This window comes from Nocardia sp. NPDC051052 (assembly GCF_044456045.1).
GTDB lineage: Bacteria > Actinomycetota > Actinomycetes > Mycobacteriales > Mycobacteriaceae > Nocardia.
The window spans coordinates 83,743-100,640 of record NZ_JBITFL010000004.1; the positions used below are offsets into that span (position 1 = coordinate 83,743).

The window sequence follows — 16,898 nt, forward strand, 5'->3', positions numbered from 1 at the left end:
GGCGGTTCACAGCGACCACACACGGACGACGGCACCTGCGGGTAGCGCGGTGACCTCGGCGGGAATATCGATCAGCACGTCCGCCGACGCCATGCTCGCGACGAGATGAGACCCGGGGCCGGACACCACCTCCACCGCCTCCGGATGCCGGTGCAGCGCAGGAAGATCGCCGCGCGTGGCGCGAATCAACTTGCCGCGCAAGAACTGTCGCTTGCCGTGCGGCGAGCGTGCCACTTCGTTGCGTAGCGGCAGCTCGTAGCTGGCGACCTGCGGCAGCCCGGCGAGGGCACGCAGGATCGGCCGGGCGAACACCTCGAACGACACCATGGTGCTGACCGGATTGCCGGGAAAGCTGAGCACCGGCACCCCGTCGACAACGGTCAGGCCCTGCGGCCCACCCGGCTGCATGGCGACCGAGCCGAACGTGCCGCCGAGCGGTCCGAGGACGTCCTTGACCACCTCGAAGTCGCCTTTGGACACCCCGCCGGAGGTGAACACCACATCGGCGGATCGGGTCGCGTCGGCCAGCACCTCGCGGAACTGGCCGGGATCGTCGGTGCTGTGCGCGACCGAGACGACGCTGACCCCGTTCGCGGTGAGCGCGGCGGCCAGCGCGATGCCGTTGGAGTTGTAGATCTGGCCTGGCCGCAGCGTGCTGCCCGCGGGCACGAGTTCGTCGCCGGTCGTGATGACCGCGGCCCGGACCGCGCGGAACACCGGCACGGCCGGCAATCCGACCGCCGCGAGCGCCGCGATGTGCCGTGGCTCGAGCGTGCTGCCCGCGGGTACGAGCAGCTCACCGGCCCGTACATCGGTGCCCGCCTCACGCACGAATTCGCCTGCGCTGCGGCCGCGTTCGATGGTCACGGTGCCGTTGCCGGCGTGCACGTCCTCCACCGGGACCACACAGTCCGCGCCGGGCGGGATCGGCGCGCCGGTCATCACCTTGATCGCGGCGCCGGGCGGCAGCGGTGTCTGTCCGGCATTGCCCGCCGCGACGACACCGGCCAGCCGCAGCGTCACCGGCGCGACCACCACGGACGCGGCGCGCACCGCGTAGCCGTCCATCGCCGAGTTGCGGAACACCGGCAGATCGACGGGGGAGCGGAGGTCCTCGGCGAGCTGCCTGCCGAGTGCCTCGGGCACCGAGACGGTTTCTATCGTGCGCGCGGCGAGCGGCCGCAACAGCTGTTCGATGCTGTCTCGGTAGTCGTCGACAGGCCGGGCCGAGACGCTGGCGGGCCGAGGGTTCATGTGCGCCAGCCTAACGTCCGCTGATCAAGGTCAATCGGCCGTCTGGCTTGTGTGAACCTCACAATCTCGCGGCGCGCGCGGTGCGCTATTCCGTACCTTCCGCGACTGACCAACGACGGACGAAGGTCATAATGGACAGGTGACTCTGGTCGAGATGGGGATTCCTGCCGTGCGTTCCGGGCGGCCCTCGCTCGACGGACGCCCCGATACGCCGTTCCTGCTCGACCGATTCGGGCGGGTGGCCCGCGATTTGCGCGTCTCCATCACCGAGAAGTGCTCGTTGCGCTGCACGTACTGCATGCCCGAGGAGGGGCTGCCCGCGATACCGCACGATGAACTGCTCACCGCCGCGGAAATCGTGCGCCTGGTGACGCTGGCGGTGCGCGAGCTCGGGGTGGCGGAGGTCCGGTTCACCGGCGGCGAGCCGTTGATGCGGCGCGATCTAGAACAGATCATCGCCGGCTGTCATGAACAGGTGCCGGGCACGCCGTTGGCGATGACCACCAACGGCATCGGACTCGAGCATCGCGCCAAGGCGCTGGCCGCCGCCGGACTGAGCCGGGTGAACGTCTCGCTGGACACCGTGGACCGGGCCGGATACGCCGAGCTGACCCGGCGCGACCGGCTCGGCTCGGCGCTGGCAGGCATTCGCGCCGCCCGCGACGCCGGATTGGCCCCGGTCAAGGTGAACGCCGTCCTCATGCGCGGAACCCTGTCCGGTGCGGCGGATCTGCTGCAATGGTGCCTGGACGAGGCGTGCTCGCTGCGGTTCATCGAGGAGATGCCGCTCGACGCCGACCACGAATGGGCCCGCGCCAACATGGTCACCGCCGCCGAACTGCTCGACGTGCTCGGCACCCGCTTCCAGCTCACCGCGGCGGGCCGCGACGATCCCTCGGCTCCGGCCGAGAAATGGCTGGTCGACGGCGGCCCCGCGACCGTCGGCATCATCGCCTCGGTCACCCGCAAGTTCTGCGACACCTGCGACCGCACCCGCCTCACCGCCGACGGCATGCTGCGCTCCTGCCTGTTCAGCGACCAGGAATACGACCTGCGTCAGGTGCTGCGCTCCGGCGCCGACGACGCCGAACTGGCCACGCTGTGGCGCGGTGCGATGTGGAACAAGTGGGCGGGCCACGGCATCGACATCGAGGGCTTCGTCCCGCCGGAACGCACGATGGGAGCCATCGGTGGTTGAGATCCGCTACTTCGCCGCCATCGCCGACGCCGTCGGCAAGGACCGCGAGACCCTCGACCTGCCGGCCGGTGCCACCGTCGGCGACCTGCGCTCGTCGCTGGCAGCGTCGTACGGACCGGGCCTGGACAAGATGCTGTCTGTGTGTGCGTATCTGGTCGGCGACGAGCTGACCCGCGACCCGCGGATGGCGTTGACGCCGAGGGTCGACGTGCTCCCACCCTTCGCCGGTGGCTGATCGGCACACGGTCCCGGCCTGCCGAGAGTAGAAATAATTTCGCGGCGCGTAGAGAACCCCGCGCGGTGTTCGTCGTCTGAGTAGGGAAGGGCATCAGGCTCTTCCATTCGAGGAAGGTTGGCGACCATGCACTACTTGGCGACGATTGTGGGCAGCGGGCAGACACCGGCGCCGGAGAGTCCGGAGTTCAAGGCGGGGGTCGAGCGGTACGCGGCCTTCCAGGCGGCGGCCGGCGCGGCGATCTCGGGCGGCGCGGCGCTGTTCCCGGCGGCCACCGCGATCAATGTCCGGCGCAGCGGCGACCAGACGTTGATCACCGACGGGCCGTTCACCGAGCAGGCCGAGGTGGTCACCGGTTATTACGTGTTCGACGCGCAGGATCTGGACGAGGCCATCCAGCTGGCCCGCCGGATTCCGGCGGCCGAGAACGGCACGATCGAAGTGCGCCCGATGGCGATGTGGGCGCCGCCCGGCGTGCCCGGCGCGGACTGGTGGCTCGCGCTGCTGTGGGAGTCGCCGGCCAACTTGCTCGCGCCGGACAGTCCGGAGTGGGCCGCGATGGCGACCGAACACGGGCAGTTCGCGGAGAAGGTCGGCGAGGCGATCCGCGGCGGCGGGGCGTTGCAGCCGCCCGACACCGCGACCATGGTGCGCGTGCGGGACGGGCAGCTGCTGCTCACCGACGGGCCGTTCACCGAGGGCGCCGAGGTGGTCGACGGACTCTACGTTTTCACGGCGGCGAGCCCGGCCGAGGCCACCGAGATCGCGGCCCAGATCCCGCGGGGCCCGCAGGGACGTTCGGAGCTTCGGCGCATCGTCGACCTCGGCTTCTGACCGTGCCGGGCCCGGCCATCGCGTTCGACGGCATCTATCGCGCCGAATTCGGCCGGGCCCTGGCCACGGTCGCCAGGATGGTCGGCGACCTCGGGCTGGCCGAGGACGCGGTGCAGGAGGCGTTCGCCGACGCGTTGCGCAGCTGGCCGGATCGCGGCATGCCCGCGAACCCGGGGGCCTGGATCACCACCGCGGCGCGCAATCGCGCGCTGGACCGACTGCGGCGCGAGTCGGCCAGAAACAGCAAGGAGCAGGACGCCGTCCTGCTGACCGGGCCGAGCGAGGAGATCGACATGTCGCCGGTAGCGGACGACCAACTGCGGATGATCTTCACCTGCTGCCATCCGGCGTTGTCGCCGGAGTCCCAGGTCGCGCTGACGCTCCGGTTGGTGTGCGGATTACGGACGTCGGAGATCGCCAGGGCCTTTCTGCAACCGGAACATACAGTGGCCCAACGCCTTACCCGAGCGAAGGCGAAGATCCGCCAGGCGGGTATTCCGCTGCGGGTGCCGCCGGCGCCGCTGTTGCCGGAGCGACTCCCCGCGGTGCTGGCATGCATCTATTTGGTCTTCACCGAAGGGTATTTCGCCACCTCGGGTCCGACCGCCGTTCGGGATGAGCTGTGCGACGAGGCGATTCGGCTCGGCAAGTTGCTGTGCGCGCTGCTGCCCGATGCGCCGGAGGCGCGATCATTACTGGCACTGATGCTGCTCAACGACAGTCGCCGCGCCCAACGGCGAAGTGCGGAAGGAGAATTGGTGCCGATCGAGGAGCAGGATCGCGCCGAGTGGAATCGGGCGCAGATCGAGGCGGGTCTGCGCTGCCTGATCTCGGCCGCCGCGGCGGGCACCGGCCCGTACCTGGCGCAGGCGCGGATCGCAGGCGCCCATGCGATCGCGCCCACCTGGGAGCAAACGGACTGGGCCGCAATAGTTTCCGGCTACGACGAACTGCGCGCCTATTCCGACTCGCCCGTCATCCTGGTGAATCGCGCGATCGCCGTCGGGTTCCTGCGCGGCTTCGCCAGCGGCCTGGCCGCCCTCGACGAGATCGCCGACCATCCGCGCTTGGCCGGTGCGCATCTCGTCGCCGCGACCCGCGCCGACCTGCTCAGGCGGGCCGGCCGCTACCCGGAAGCCGCTACGCACTACCGCATCGCGCTGGACCGCACGTCCAACGAGCAGGTGCGCCGCTTCCTGTCCCGCCGCCTCGCGGAGGTGACGGCGGAGTAGTCGAGGTGCCGCGCCGAATCTCGTTGTGGCGACCGGCTGCCCGCTGATCCGTGATCGGAAACGCTGAGTGTGCGGGCGGATTGCCAACCCCGGCAACGCATTTCCCCACAACAACTGGGGTTTCATCCAGGCGACACGCCACTTTAACCTCCGATCCATCGGGATTTATCCGTCCCTGTGGAGGAGCTGACTATGCCCCGAATCTTCCGCAGTGCCACCGCCGGTCGCGTCATCGCGACCGCCGCCGCGCTGCCTCTCGCGCTATCCCTCGCCATCGCGGGATCCGCGTATGCCGACCCAAGTCCGCCGCCAGGGCGACTGGCCGACTCGATCAAGGCGCCCGCCGTCAAGCAGCATCTGGAAAAGTTCCAGTCGATCGCCAATGCCAACGGCCGCACCCGCGCCGCGGGCACCGCAGGCTACGACGCCTCCCGCGACTATGTGGCCGGCGAGCTACGTCGCGTGGGCTACCAGGTCACCTTGCAGCCGTTCACCTTCCAGTCCTTCCGGGAACGGACGACGGCGGTCTTGGAGCGGGTCTCGTCCGCTCACACGGCGTATAAGGCAACTCCGACCGACCGTAGCCAGCTCGGTGACTTCACCACGTTGACCTACTCGGGCTCGGGCGAGACGAAGGCGACGGTCCAGGGCGTCGATCTCGCCTTGTCGCCCGGCTCGTCGGCGAACGCCTCCACCTCCGGCTGCGAGGCCGCGGACTTCGCCGGGTTCACCCGCGGGAATATCGCGCTACTGCAGCGCGGCACCTGTACGTCCGCCGACAAGGCCCGAAACGCCCAGGCCGCAGGGGCTTCCGGGGTGATCATCTTCAATGCGGGCCAGCCCGGCCGCACCGACACTTTCGCCGAGCCACTCGACGAGACCGGCATCACCGTGCCGGTGGTCGCCACCAGCTTCGCCGTCGGCAAAGACCTTGCGGCCACAGCGAATACGGTCGTCCGGCTCAAGACCGACACGGAGGCGCTCCCCGCCACCACCTACAACATCCTGGCGGAGTCTCCGCAGGGCAACCCGGACAAGGTCGTGATGGCCGGGGCGCACCTGGACTCGGTGCGCGCCGGGCCGGGCATCAACGACAACGGTTCCGGCAGCGCGGGTCTGCTCGAGGTCGCCTTGCAGATGGCAACGACCCCACCGAAGAACAAGGTGCGCTTCGCCTGGTGGGGCGCCGAGGAACTCGGCCTGGTCGGCTCCAAGTACTACGTGGCGAATCTGTCCGCGGCCAACCGCGACAAGCTCGAGCTCTACCTCAATTTCGACATGATCGGCTCGCCGAACTACGCCTACAAGATCTACAACGGCAGCCAGGGCCCGGCCGGTTCCGCCCAGATCGAGCAGGACTTCAACCGGTACTTCGACGCCAAGGGCCTGCGGCACAACCGCGCGGCGCTCGACGGCCGCTCGGACTACGGCGCGTTCATGCGGGCCGGAATCGCGGTCGGCGGCTTGTTCACCGGCGCCGAGGGTATCAAGACCAGTCAGGAACAGCAGTGGTTCGGCGGCCAGGCGGGCCGCCCCTACGATTCCTGCTATCACCGGTCCTGCGACACCACCACCAACATCAGCGACAAGGCGTTGATGGACAACACGGGCGCGATCGCCAACGCGATGCAGACCTATGCCGCCAGCGATGACCCGCCCGGCACCGCCCGCACCGCGGAAAGCCCAACACACGAGTAGCGACGTCAGCGGTCGGCGATAGCGACGACTTGGGTGAGGGCGGCCACGTGCCCGCCCTCACTTAAGGTCAGTCGCGCCACCAGGTGTCGAGTGGTGTTACCGGAACGGCCCGCTTGTGCCGCGTGTTGAGGTAGATCGATTCGATCCGCTCGGCCACCTCGGGCGTGACGTCCTTACCCTCGAGGTAGTCGTCGATTTCGCGGTAGGTCAGGCCGAGCGCTTCCTCGTCAGGCAGTGACGGCCGGTCGTCTTCCAGGTCGGCGGTCGGTACCTTCGACCAAAGATTTTCCGGCGCACCCAATTCCCGCAGCAGCGCGGCACCCTGATGCTTGGTGAGACCGGTCAGCGGGGTGAGATCGACGCCGCCGTCGCCGTACTTGGTGAAGAAGCCGGTGACCGCCTCGGCCGCGTGGTCGGTGCCGACCACGAGCATGTTCTCCTGACCGGCGAGCGCGTACTGGATCACCATGCGCTCGCGCGCCTTGATATTGCCGCGCACGAAATCCCGGAGCTTGTCGATCTTCAGCGCGGAGGCCACCTCGCCCGCGGCCGCGTTGGCGCTCGGCCGCACATTCACCGACACCGTCTTATCCGGCTGGATGAAGCGCAGCGCGGCCCGCGCGTCGGCCTCGTCGGACTGCACGCCATAGGGCAGACGCACGGCGATGAACGTGGCGTCCGCCCCGTCCGCTCGCAGCTCTGCCGCGGCCAGCTGGCACAATCGGCCGGTCAGCGAGCTGTCCTGGCCGCCGCTGATGCCGAGCACGAAACCCTTTGCGGGAGTGGCGTTCAGGTAGTCCTTCAGGAAATCGATCCGGCGCCGGACCTCGTCCTTCGGCTCGATGCTCGGTTGAACGCCCAACTCGGTGATGATCTGTTCGCGCAGGTTCCGCATGGCAGCCCACTTTACTGTTCATTCACGCCGAGACAACGCGTCGAACGACCGCTTCCCAATTGTCCCCGATCTGATCGCGGCTGTAGCCCAGTGCGCGCATCTGATGCATGACGAGCGCGGCGCTGAGCGCGCCGAGCAGACTGTCGGCGACCAATGGGATGTCGCCGGGCATGCTCGCCTGCCGCAGCAACATCGACACGTGCGCCTTGAGCAACATGTACGGCGCACCCGAGTAACGGTCGGCCGCGTTGCCGACCTCCGCGGCGCGATACAGCTCGCCCTCTACATCGATATCGAGCAGTCGCGCGCGACCGAACGCGACGAGCCGCTCTACCGGCGCCGCACCGGGCCCCAGCGGCGGCGGCCCGAACATGAACGCCTCCTGCGTCTTGCGCTCGGAGTGGTCGAGCAACGCCATCAGCAATCCGGACCGGTTGCCGAACCGCCGGAAGACCGTGCCCTTGCCGACCCCGGCCCGCTTGGCCAGCGCGTCCATGGTGAGGCTGTCGACGCCTTGCTCGCGTACCAGCTGTTGCGCGGCGTCCAGCAGCAGCTGCCGGTTGCGCGCCGCGTCGGCGCGTTCGGGCGGTCCGGCCGTGCCTGGTTCGGGTGGTCCGATGCCGAGCAGCGGACGCGCCCCGGACAGGGGCGGATCCGATGTGGGGGAGCTCACAGCAGGCACGCATTCTCCGCGGGAAGTAATCGGACCACGGTCCGGTTAGTCATCAGTGAAAGTTCGGACACCACACACTCAGTACACCAGGAGTCGCAATGAGCGAGCGCAGCGAGCACATCATTGATACAGCGCCTTTGGCGTATGGCGAAGCCATCGGCAAGACCCGCATCCTCGCTCTCGTCGGAAGCCTCCGTGCGGCTTCGATCAACCGGCAGCTCGCCGAGACCGCCGTGCAGACGGCTGCCGAAGGCGTCGAGGTCACCATCTATGAAGGCCTCGCCGATATTCCTTTCTACAACGAAGACCTCGATGTCGAGGGCGCGGTACCCGCCGCGGCGCAAGCCCTGCGCGACGCCGTCGCCGCCGCCGACGGCCTGCTCGTGGTGACCCCCGAATACAACGGCACCCTGCCCGGCGTGTTGAAGAACGCCATCGACTGGGCCTCCCGTCCGTACGGCGCCGGCGCCATCAAGGCCAAGCCGACCGCCGTGGTCAGCGCGTCGATCAGCCCGAACGCCGCGCAATGGGCACACGGCGACGCGGTCAAGTCGCTCGGTGTGGCAGGCGCGCGCGTGGTGGAATCCGCCCACCTGCACTTCGCCACGATCGGCGCGCGGTTCGGCGCGACGCACCCGCGCGAGGATGCCGAGGCGCTCACCGAGCTGGCCGCCACCGTGCATGAGCTGGTCCAGGCCACTCGGGGCGAATACGCCGCCGTGTAAGCTTCATGTCCGGTCTTCCCGAGGGTCATCTCCAGGTGTTGGAGGTGACCCTCTTCGTCTGATCGGGGAGTTTGCTGGAAATCAGCTGCGGTACGAAATTGTGATCTGCACCACGGTCGTGTCGGGTTGCGAATCGAGCGTCCAGGTACTTACCGCCTTAGAATTTCATCAATGTGACTCGCAACATGTCGTGTTGGATGAATCTGTCGGCCACTAGGTGTAGTGTCTTCGGTACTGGAAGACGGCAAGGCACCCCGCTCTGCGAGCACCAGCCCGAAGGGGCTGAGCAGGGGATTCGAGTCCAGATCCAGGAGTTTGCGCAGCAAGGTCGGAACGTGCATCGCTAGGTCGCTCGAACGATCGGCATACGGATCACAGGCTGTGGATCAGGCACAAGGAGAAGAGGGATACCAATGACCGTCACCGTGTACACCAAGCCCGCTTGCGTCCAGTGCAATGCCACCTACAAGGCCCTCGACAAGGTCGGGGTGGACTACGAGGTGATCGACATCTCCGAGAACGACGAGGCGCGTGACTACGTCATGGCCCTCGGCTACCTGCAGGCCCCGGTCGTCGTGGCCGGTGAGGACCACTGGTCCGGCTTCCGTCCCGACCGCATCAAGTCGCTCGCCACCGTGGCGGCCTGACCGCTTCCACTTTTCGTTCCTCCGAGAGGAGAGGGTGACCGTGTCCGAACAGGCCGCGCTCGTCTACTTCTCCAGCGCCTCGGAGAACACGCATCGCTTCGTCGAGAAGCTGGGCCTCCCGGCAACTCGCATTCCACTGCACACCGCCGATTCGCTGCGCGTCGACGAACCCTTCGTGCTGATCGTCCCTACTTACGGGGGCGGTCGGCACGTCCTGGGTGGGAACAGATCCGACAAGGATTTCGTGCCGCGGCAAGTCGCCAAGTTCCTCAACGATCCGCACAACCGTGCTCTGCTGCGCGGGGTGGTCGCGGCGGGAAACACGAACTTCGGCGATACCTACTGCTATGCGGGAGACCTGATCTCGCGTAAATGCGGGGTGCCGTACCTGTATCGCTTCGAACTCATGGGAACCGCCGAGGACGTCGAGCGCGTCCGAGAGGGATTGGGATTGTTTTGGCAACAACAACGACAGCACCGGCCGGAAAAACGGCTCGCTTAGAGCAGTCATCGGGCCGCGGTGCGGAGGCCGGCGAGGTCATGGACTACCACGCCCTCAACGCGATGCTGAACCTGTACGGCCCGAACGGTGAGATCCAGTTCGACAAGGACCGTGAGGCCGCGCACCAGTACTTCCTGCAGCACGTCAACCAGAACACCGTCTTCTTCCACAACCTGGACGAGAAGCTGGACTACCTGGTCGACGAGAAGTACTACGAGCCCGAGGTGCTCGAGCAGTACAGCCGCGGCTTCATCAAGCAGCTGTTCAAGCAGGCCTACGCCAAGAAGTTCCGGTTCCCCACCTTCCTCGGCGCGTTCAAGTACTACACCTCGTACACGCTCAAGACCTTCGACGGCAAGCGCTACCTGGAGCGGTTCGAGGACCGCGTCTGCATGGTCGCGCTCACCCTCGCCGCCGGCGACGAGGTGCTCGCGGGCAAGCTGGTCGACGAGATCATCGACGGCCGCTTCCAGCCCGCCACCCCGACCTTCCTCAACTCGGGCAAGAAGCAGCGCGGCGAGCCGGTGTCCTGCTTCCTGCTGCGCATCGAGGACAACATGGAGTCCATCGGGCGCTCCATCAACTCCGCGCTGCAGCTGTCCAAGCGCGGCGGCGGGGTCGCGCTGCTGCTCAGCAACATTCGCGAGCACGGCGCGCCGATCAAGCAGATCGAGAACCAGAGCTCGGGCGTCATCCCGATCATGAAGCTGCTGGAGGACTCGTTCTCCTACGCCAATCAGCTCGGCGCGCGGCAGGGCGCGGGCGCGGTGTACCTGCACGCGCACCACCCGGACATCTACCGGTTCCTGGACACCAAGCGGGAGAACGCGGACGAGAAGATCCGCATCAAGACCCTCTCGCTCGGCGTGGTGATCCCCGACATCACCTTCGAGCTGGCGAAGAAGAACGAGGACATGTACCTGTTCTCGCCGTACGACGTGGAACGCATCTACGGCAAGCCGTTCGCCGATATCGACGTCACCGAGAAGTACTACGAGATGGTCGACGACAAGCGGATCCGCAAGTCGAAGATCAAGGCGCGCGAGTTCTTCCAGACCATCGCCGAGCTGCAGTTCGAATCCGGTTACCCGTACATCATGTTCGAGGACACGGTGAACCGGGCCAACCCGATCGCGGGCAAGATCACCCACTCGAACCTGTGCTCGGAGATCCTGCAGGTGTCGACGCCGTCGGTGTTCAACGACGACCTGTCCTACGCCAAGGTCGGCAAGGACATCTCGTGCAACCTCGGGTCGCTCAATATCGCCAAGGCGATGGACTCACCCGACTTCGCGCAGACCATCGAGACGTCCATCCGGGCGCTCACCGCCGTCTCCGATCAGACGCACATCTACTCGGTGCCCTCGATCGAGCAGGGCAACAACGAATCGCACGCGATCGGCCTCGGCCAGATGAACCTGCACGGGTACCTGGCCCGCGAGCGGGTGCACTACGGGTCCGAAGAGGGCATCGACTTCACCAACATCTACTTCTACACCGTCGTCTACCACGCGATTCGGGCGTCCAACCTGATCGCGAAGGAGCGCGGCAGCTACTTCGGTGGCTTCCCCGAGTCCAAGTACGCCAGCGGTGAGTACTTCGACAAGTACACCGAACAGGCGTGGGAGCCGAAAACCGAACGGGTGGCCCAGCTTTTCGCCGACGCCGGGGTGAAGATCCCGACCAGGGACGACTGGCTCGAGCTCAAGGCCTCGGTCATGGAGCACGGCATCTACAACCAGAACCTGCAGGCTGTCCCGCCGACCGGCTCGATCTCCTACATCAACCATTCCACCAGCTCCATCCACCCGGTGGCGTCGAAGATCGAGATCCGTAAAGAAGGCAAGATCGGCCGCGTCTACTACCCGGCCCCCTACCTGGACAACGACAACCTCGAGTACTACGACGACGCTTACGAAATCGGCTACGAGAAGATCATCGACACCTACGCCGCCGCCACCCAGCACGTGGACCAGGGCCTGTCGCTGACGCTGTTCTTCAAGGACACCGCCTCCACCCGCGACCTCAACCGCGCCCAGATCTACGCCTGGCGCAAGGGCATCAAAACCCTCTACTACATCCGCCTGCGCCAAATGGCGCTGGAGGGAACCGAAGTCGAGGGTTGCGTCTCCTGCATGCTGTAGGGATCACCTAGGTCTTACCGCGAAAACCTCAGTGCCATGGCTGCACTGAGGTTTTCGTGTCTCGTTGTTACCTTCTCCCGTCTGCTCCCGTCAGATAGGTGACGACCCGGACATGCCGAGGTCGTCTGGGCGACAATGAGAGTGGAGAACAGCGGTGCTGACCAACATCATGTACGTGACGATCTATGTGACCGATCAAGACCGGGCACTGGCGTTCTACACCGAAGCGCTCGGCATGGAGAAGCATGTCGACTACGCGGGGCCGGATGGACGGTTTGTGACCGTCGGTGTTCCCGGTAGCACGGTCCAGATCATCCTGTGGTCACATGCGCCGTCCGCAGGGCAGCCGGTCGCGGCGCCCGCGGATGTGGCTCCCGGTCCGATTATTCTCGAATTCGATGACCTGAGAAGGGATTTCGAGGTGCTTCGCGAACGAGGCGTGACATTCACGCAGTCCGAACCGGAGGACTATCCGTTCGGCGTCCGGGTCGAAGCGGTAGATCCGGACGGCAACCGGATCTCGCTTCGTCAGCAGCGTCGCGCCGAGGGCTGACCGCCCGGACCCGGCGGCCGAGGACTAGCGCGACCGCGCGCTGGGCAGCCGGGCCGCACTGACCTGACCGGTCGAGCGAACACGGGGGCCGTCGCGGCAACGGCTCCCCGTGTTCGAATACTCAGGCCAGAGCGGGGGCTACCTCGCGCTCGAAGAGTTCGATGCCGGAGGTGTCGTAGGCGGATTCGGGGAAGTTGAAGATGGCGTAGCCGAGGCCGAGATCACGGATGGGGAGCAGGCGTTCGATGATCTGTTCCGGGGTGCCTACCGCGAAAGACGGGCGAAACATGTTGTCTACGTAGGTCTTTGCCTGGTCATCGCCTATCACCGAGGCCAGTTTCGCCTGGACCGCGGAAAGTCGTTCCTCCACTTCGGCTTCGGTGGCCGCGATCACCGCGTTGAAGTTCGAGGAGCGCACGATGGCGTCGAAATCGGTGCCGACGTCGGCGCAGTGCGCGCGCAGGATTTCGGACTTGGCCGCGAATTCGTCCGGCGCGCCGCTGAAGTTGGTGTACTGGGCGTACTTCGCCGCGATCTTCAGTGTCTTTTTCTCGCCGCCACCCGCGACCCACAGCGGAATCCCACCGTCCTGCAACGGAAGTGGCCGCACGATGGCCTCGTCGACCTGGTAGTGCTTGCCGTCCAGCGTGGCCTTGCCGGTGGTCCACGCCTGCCGGAAGATCTGCACGCCCTCGTCGAGCCGAGCCAGCCGCTCGCCCGCCCCCGGGAAGCCGTAACCGTATGCGCGCCATTCGTGTTCGTACCAGCCGCCGCCGATGCCCATCTCGACCCGGCCGCCGGAGATCAGGTCGACGGTGGCCGCGACCTTCGCCAGGTAGGCCGGATTGCGGTAGCTCATCGCGGTGCACATCTGCCCGAGCCGGATCCGCGAGGTGGACGCCGCGAACGCCGACATGAGGGTCCACGCCTCGTGCGTGGCCTCCTCGGTCGGCACCGGAACGGTGTGAAAGTGGTCGTACACCCACAGGGACTCCCAGGTGTCACTGGCATCCGCGCGTTGCGCGAGATCCCGCATCACCCGCCACTGGTCCGCCGGGTCGATGCCGACCAGGTCGAGCCGCCAGCCCTGCGGAATGAAGATGCCGAAGCGCACAGATTTCTCCTTCGTTGTTTGCCGCAAACCTAGTCAATCATCCCGTGCTGGGCTTCTCCCAGAGGGAGACGTGCTTGCGGCTCTCAGTGGTGAAAGGTTCGCCCGTCCAACCACTCCAGCGATCGCGCAGCCGTAGCCCGGCGAGCTGGGCCATCAGGTCGAGCTCGGCGGGCCACACGTAGCGGAACGGGATCGATCGGTATTCCCCTCGGCCGTCGACGATCTCGAGGTAGTTCGAGCTCAGCTGCTGGGTGGCGACGTCGTAGCGGTCGAATGCCCAGCTGGTCGGGCTGTCGTGCAACGGGACCATGGTCTGGCCGGGTGGCAGGCTGCGCAGGTCGGGCACGCCGACCTCGATGACGAAGCAGCCGCTCGGTTCGAGATGGGCGGCGACATTGGCGAAACAGGCGACCTGCTCGGCCTGCGTCGTCAGATTCATGATGGTGTTGAAGACCAGGTAGGCGACGGAGAACGGGCCGTTCACCCGGGTCGTGGCGAAGTCGCCGATTGTCACGCCGATCGCGGCGCTGTCGGGTTTGGCGCGCAGCCGGGTGACCATCGCGGGCGACAGGTCGATGCCGTGCACCGGGACGCCGCGGCGCGCCAGCGGTAAGGCGACGCGACCGGTGCCGATGCCGAGCTCCAAGGCCTGGCCACCGTCCGCGAGCCGGACGAGCAACTCGACCATCGGTCCGACGACCTCCGGCTCGAACAGTTCCGCGTACGACTCGTCGTACCTGGCCGCTACACGCTCGCCGAAGTAGTCGTTCATCGCCGGACCGTACCGCGCCGAACTCGCACGGCGCACACACTTTTCAGGTGTGCCCGGCCGAATAGGTCAGCGATCGCGGCGTTGCCAGGTGGTCCAATAGCGGTCGTCGTTGGGCGGCGAGTCGTTGGGCGGGAGGACGATCGGGTCCGGCTCGCCCGGGGTGATCTCCGGTGCGACCTCATTGGTCGGATAGGGATGCGAACTATGGATCGGCGTGGCACCGGTCTTGGCCGCGTGCCCGACCGGATGCCCGGCGAAATGCCTTTCCAGCAGCTCGGCGCCGCGCAGTGTGCCACCTGCCGCGGCGAATCCGGCGGCAACCGCGCCCGCGCCGGCGCGGCAGGCCATCGCCGTGTCGATACCGGCACGCAGGGTGGCGACGGTGAGCCGTTTCGCGGACACCCAGCTGCCCGCCTCGTTGCTGACCACGCGCCGCGCGACCTCGGACTGGCCGCGGCCGAACGGCACCACGCACACCGGAACGCCTGCGGCCAAGGCCTTTTGGGTGATCCCCATGCCGCCGTGCGAGACGACGACGGCGGTTCGGTCCAGGAGCAGCTGATGCGGCACGAACTGCTCGACCCGCGCGTTCTGCGGGACCGTGAACGTGCCCGGGTCGATCGCCCCCGAGGTGACGACCGTGTACAGCCCGCTGTCGGCCAGCGCGTCCATCGCGGCCTGCGCGAGCTTGCCGTCGTCTTGGAATTCGGTCGAACAGGTCACCAGCGCCAGCGGCCGATCGATCTCGTTCAGCCACGCGGGCGGCTCGGCGTCCGGCGCCCACAGGCCCGGCCCGATCTGATGGACCGAGGGCGGCCAGTCGCCGCGCGGATCGTCGAACGGTGGTGCGGTGAAGTTGAGCATCAGCGGCGGCTGCCGGAGGTAGTCGACGGTGTTGTCGAGCAGGTCGAGCCCGTAGTACTGGCGCATGTGATTGAGCTGCGGCAGCACCTCGTTCCAGCGGCGATCGAGGAACCAGCGCAGGCTCTTGTCGCGGGTTCGGCCGAGCAGGTCGGCGCGCGGCCGCAGTCCGGGGCCGAAGGGCGGCGCGTCATGGGAGGGGATCGGCAGCAGCGCCGGTGCCCACGACGCCCACGGCAGTCCGCTGGCCGCGGCGAGGATGTTGGCGCCGGGTGCGGTGATGTCGATCAGCAGCGCGTCCGGTCGTTCGGCGATGATCGCGCTGCGCAAGGCCTGGATTTCGTCCGGGATGCGGGCGATCAGCGCGCGAAGCGTCGCGCGCAGGGTCGCGATCCGCGAGGTGGTCGCCCAGTCGTCGAGGGTGTCGCGCGCGAGCACCGGCGGTAGTTCGCGCACCGTGATACCGAACGGCTCCAAGGCCTCCTCGCTGCCGGGCAGCGTCAGCACGGTCACGTCGTGGCCGCGCGATACCAGCTCCGCCAGGACCGGCGCGATCGGATACAGGTGTCCTCTTGCCGGTGAGGTGAATGCCAGTATTTTGGTCATGCAACAGGCTAACTTGTAGCTAACCGCTGCGTCACCTGTCCGGAGATAACGTTATGGGCCGTGCAATTGAGGCGAGGTAGGCGATACGGAGGTCCATAAGGCGTGATAGCAATGGATTTCCGGCTGGAGGTCGTGATGACCGGTCCGTCTGCTGGGCGGGAACCAAACTTGAAGTACGAGAGAGCCCTGAGCGCGTCATGGCTTGCATGGCAAACGGTGGGTGAGATCGGAATGGGTTGCCGCCCGCACGGACCGTTACCGTTTATACGAGACTCCGGCCCGCGAGTACGTCAGGCGTGAGGAGATATATGACGCGCACCATCGGTCTGCTGCTGTTCCCCGGAGTGGAAGAACTCGACGCGGTCGGCCCGTGGGAGGTGCTCGCCTTCTGGACGCAGTACTACCCCGACGACGGCTATACGGCGTTCACGTTCTCCATGGACGGCGGGCCGATCAAGTGCGCGAAGGGCCTGACGATCGAGGCGGAGTACTCGTTCGACACCGCGCCGCGCCGCGACGTGCTGATCTTCCCCGGCGGCCGGGGCACCCGGCCGATGATCGACGACGAGGCGATGCTGACCTGGACCCGGGCGCAACGCGCAACGACACCGCTGATCGCCAGCGTGTGCACCGGCTCGCTGGTCCTCGCATCGGCGGGCCTGCTGGCCGGGCGGCCGGCGACCACGCACTGGAAGTCACTCGATCGGCTGGCCGAACTCGACCCCACCATCCAGGTCGACGCCGAGCAGCGATATGTCGACGACGGCGACATCATCACCTCGGCGGGCGTCTCCGCGGGCATCGACATGGCACTGCACCTGGTTCGGCGGCTGGCAAGCGCCGAGCGCGCCGAAGAGGTGCGCCGCCTCATCCAGTACGACCCGATGCCGCCGATCTGACCCGCTGCGCGGGAAGGAAATTCGCTCGCCTCGACACGGCTGTCCGAGTCATGCTT

At 66.9% G+C, this 16,898-nt stretch carries 17 protein-coding genes; 11 read left to right on the top strand and 6 right to left on the bottom strand.

All coding sequences use genetic code 11. The features are described 5' to 3' along the window. Window positions 1-6: 6 nt before the first annotated feature. Complete coding sequence (glp, locus tag ACIBCN_RS14340) at window positions 7-1,254, bottom strand: gephyrin-like molybdotransferase Glp (protein ID WP_396991988.1); 1,248 nt, start codon at window positions 1,252-1,254, stop codon at window positions 7-9. Between the two features lie 139 nt (window positions 1,255-1,393). Between glp and moaA the strand changes: the two genes are divergently transcribed. From moaA to ACIBCN_RS14365, 5 genes are all read left to right on the top strand, one after another. Further along, entirely contained in the window at window positions 1,394-2,452 is a 1,059-nt protein-coding gene (gene moaA, locus ACIBCN_RS14345) for a GTP 3',8-cyclase MoaA (protein WP_396991989.1), read from the top strand. Then, on the top strand, window positions 2,445-2,687 hold the full coding sequence (locus tag ACIBCN_RS14350; protein ID WP_396991990.1) for a MoaD/ThiS family protein: 243 nt from the start codon (window positions 2,445-2,447) through the stop codon (window positions 2,685-2,687). Before moaA ends, ACIBCN_RS14350 begins: the two co-directional genes overlap by 8 nt. A 126-nt stretch (window positions 2,688-2,813) precedes the next feature. After that, complete coding sequence (locus ACIBCN_RS14355) at window positions 2,814-3,521, top strand: YciI family protein (protein WP_396991991.1); 708 nt, start codon at window positions 2,814-2,816, stop codon at window positions 3,519-3,521. A gap of 2 nt (window positions 3,522-3,523) precedes the next feature. After that, window positions 3,524-4,753 carry an RNA polymerase sigma factor gene (locus ACIBCN_RS14360; RefSeq protein ID WP_396991992.1) on the top strand — a complete coding sequence of 410 codons (1,230 nt, stop codon included), beginning with the start codon at window positions 3,524-3,526 and terminating at the stop codon, window positions 4,751-4,753. Window positions 4,754-4,945: 192 nt separating this feature from the next. Then, window positions 4,946-6,451, top strand: coding sequence for a M28 family metallopeptidase (locus ACIBCN_RS14365; protein ID WP_396991993.1), 1,506 nt, complete (start codon window positions 4,946-4,948; stop codon window positions 6,449-6,451). A gap of 67 nt (window positions 6,452-6,518) precedes the next feature. On the opposite strand, the gene nadE is transcribed toward ACIBCN_RS14365, so the two are convergent. Beyond that, window positions 6,519-7,346 (bottom strand): ammonia-dependent NAD(+) synthetase, encoded by an 828-nt coding sequence (gene nadE, locus ACIBCN_RS14370; protein WP_396991994.1) that lies wholly within the window; start codon window positions 7,344-7,346, stop codon window positions 6,519-6,521. Between the two features lie 22 nt (window positions 7,347-7,368). Beyond that, window positions 7,369-7,974 carry a TetR/AcrR family transcriptional regulator gene (locus ACIBCN_RS14375; protein WP_396992561.1) on the bottom strand — a complete coding sequence of 202 codons (606 nt, stop codon included), beginning with the start codon at window positions 7,972-7,974 and terminating at the stop codon, window positions 7,369-7,371. A gap of 200 nt (window positions 7,975-8,174) precedes the next feature. Here ACIBCN_RS14375 and ACIBCN_RS14380 point away from each other — a divergent pair, with 200 nt between their 5' ends. The 5 genes from ACIBCN_RS14380 to ACIBCN_RS14400 all read left to right on the top strand — a co-directional run bounded on the left by ACIBCN_RS14380 (window position 8,175) and on the right by ACIBCN_RS14400 (window position 12,590). Next, the gene (locus tag ACIBCN_RS14380; protein WP_396992562.1) at window positions 8,175-8,744 is read left to right on the top strand and encodes an NAD(P)H-dependent oxidoreductase; all 570 of its coding nucleotides are present in this window, start codon (window positions 8,175-8,177) and stop codon (window positions 8,742-8,744) included. A 413-nt stretch (window positions 8,745-9,157) separates the two neighbouring features. After that, window positions 9,158-9,391, top strand: a complete 234-nt coding sequence (nrdH, locus tag ACIBCN_RS14385; protein ID WP_150407919.1) for a glutaredoxin-like protein NrdH — start codon at window positions 9,158-9,160, stop codon at window positions 9,389-9,391. A gap of 34 nt (window positions 9,392-9,425) precedes the next feature. Beyond that, window positions 9,426-9,893 carry a class Ib ribonucleoside-diphosphate reductase assembly flavoprotein NrdI gene (gene nrdI / locus ACIBCN_RS14390; RefSeq protein ID WP_396991995.1) on the top strand — a complete coding sequence of 156 codons (468 nt, stop codon included), beginning with the start codon at window positions 9,426-9,428 and terminating at the stop codon, window positions 9,891-9,893. Between the two features lie 38 nt (window positions 9,894-9,931). Next, window positions 9,932-12,037 carry a class 1b ribonucleoside-diphosphate reductase subunit alpha gene (nrdE, locus tag ACIBCN_RS14395; protein ID WP_396991996.1) on the top strand — a complete coding sequence of 702 codons (2,106 nt, stop codon included), beginning with the start codon at window positions 9,932-9,934 and terminating at the stop codon, window positions 12,035-12,037. A 154-nt stretch (window positions 12,038-12,191) separates the two neighbouring features. After that, window positions 12,192-12,590, top strand: coding sequence for a VOC family protein (locus ACIBCN_RS14400; RefSeq protein WP_396991997.1), 399 nt, complete (start codon window positions 12,192-12,194; stop codon window positions 12,588-12,590). Between the two features lie 121 nt (window positions 12,591-12,711). Here ACIBCN_RS14400 and ACIBCN_RS14405 read toward each other — a convergent pair whose 3' ends face one another. From ACIBCN_RS14405 to ACIBCN_RS14415, 3 genes are all read right to left on the bottom strand, one after another. Continuing rightward, window positions 12,712-13,704, bottom strand: a complete 993-nt coding sequence (locus tag ACIBCN_RS14405) for an LLM class F420-dependent oxidoreductase (protein ID WP_396991998.1) — start codon at window positions 13,702-13,704, stop codon at window positions 12,712-12,714. A 37-nt stretch (window positions 13,705-13,741) separates the two neighbouring features. Next, window positions 13,742-14,476, bottom strand: coding sequence for a class I SAM-dependent DNA methyltransferase (locus ACIBCN_RS14410; protein WP_396991999.1), 735 nt, complete (start codon window positions 14,474-14,476; stop codon window positions 13,742-13,744). Between the two features lie 66 nt (window positions 14,477-14,542). After that, window positions 14,543-15,943 carry a glycosyltransferase gene (locus tag ACIBCN_RS14415; protein ID WP_396992000.1) on the bottom strand — a complete coding sequence of 467 codons (1,401 nt, stop codon included), beginning with the start codon at window positions 15,941-15,943 and terminating at the stop codon, window positions 14,543-14,545. Window positions 15,944-16,251: 308 nt separating this feature from the next. Here ACIBCN_RS14415 and ACIBCN_RS14420 point away from each other — a divergent pair, with 308 nt between their 5' ends. Then, window positions 16,252-16,842, top strand: a complete 591-nt coding sequence (locus ACIBCN_RS14420) for a DJ-1/PfpI family protein (protein WP_396992001.1) — start codon at window positions 16,252-16,254, stop codon at window positions 16,840-16,842. The last annotated feature ends 56 nt before the right edge of the window (window positions 16,843-16,898 follow it).

Coding starts and splice junctions, on each gene's coding strand:
- ACIBCN_RS14415 (WP_396992000.1), bottom strand. CDS start 15,943: ATGACCAAAATACTGGCATTCACCTCACCGGCAAGAGGACACCTGTAT.
- nrdH (WP_150407919.1), top strand. CDS start 9,158: ATGACCGTCACCGTGTACACCAAGCCCGCTTGCGTCCAGTGCAATGCC.
- ACIBCN_RS14355 (WP_396991991.1), top strand. CDS start 2,814: ATGCACTACTTGGCGACGATTGTGGGCAGCGGGCAGACACCGGCGCCG.
- nrdE (WP_396991996.1), top strand. CDS start 9,932: ATGGACTACCACGCCCTCAACGCGATGCTGAACCTGTACGGCCCGAAC.
- ACIBCN_RS14365 (WP_396991993.1), top strand. CDS start 4,946: ATGCCCCGAATCTTCCGCAGTGCCACCGCCGGTCGCGTCATCGCGACC.
- ACIBCN_RS14420 (WP_396992001.1), top strand. CDS start 16,252: ATGACGCGCACCATCGGTCTGCTGCTGTTCCCCGGAGTGGAAGAACTC.
- nadE (WP_396991994.1), bottom strand. CDS start 7,346: ATGCGGAACCTGCGCGAACAGATCATCACCGAGTTGGGCGTTCAACCG.
- glp (WP_396991988.1), bottom strand. CDS start 1,254: ATGAACCCTCGGCCCGCCAGCGTCTCGGCCCGGCCTGTCGACGACTAC.
- ACIBCN_RS14410 (WP_396991999.1), bottom strand. CDS start 14,476: ATGAACGACTACTTCGGCGAGCGTGTAGCGGCCAGGTACGACGAGTCG.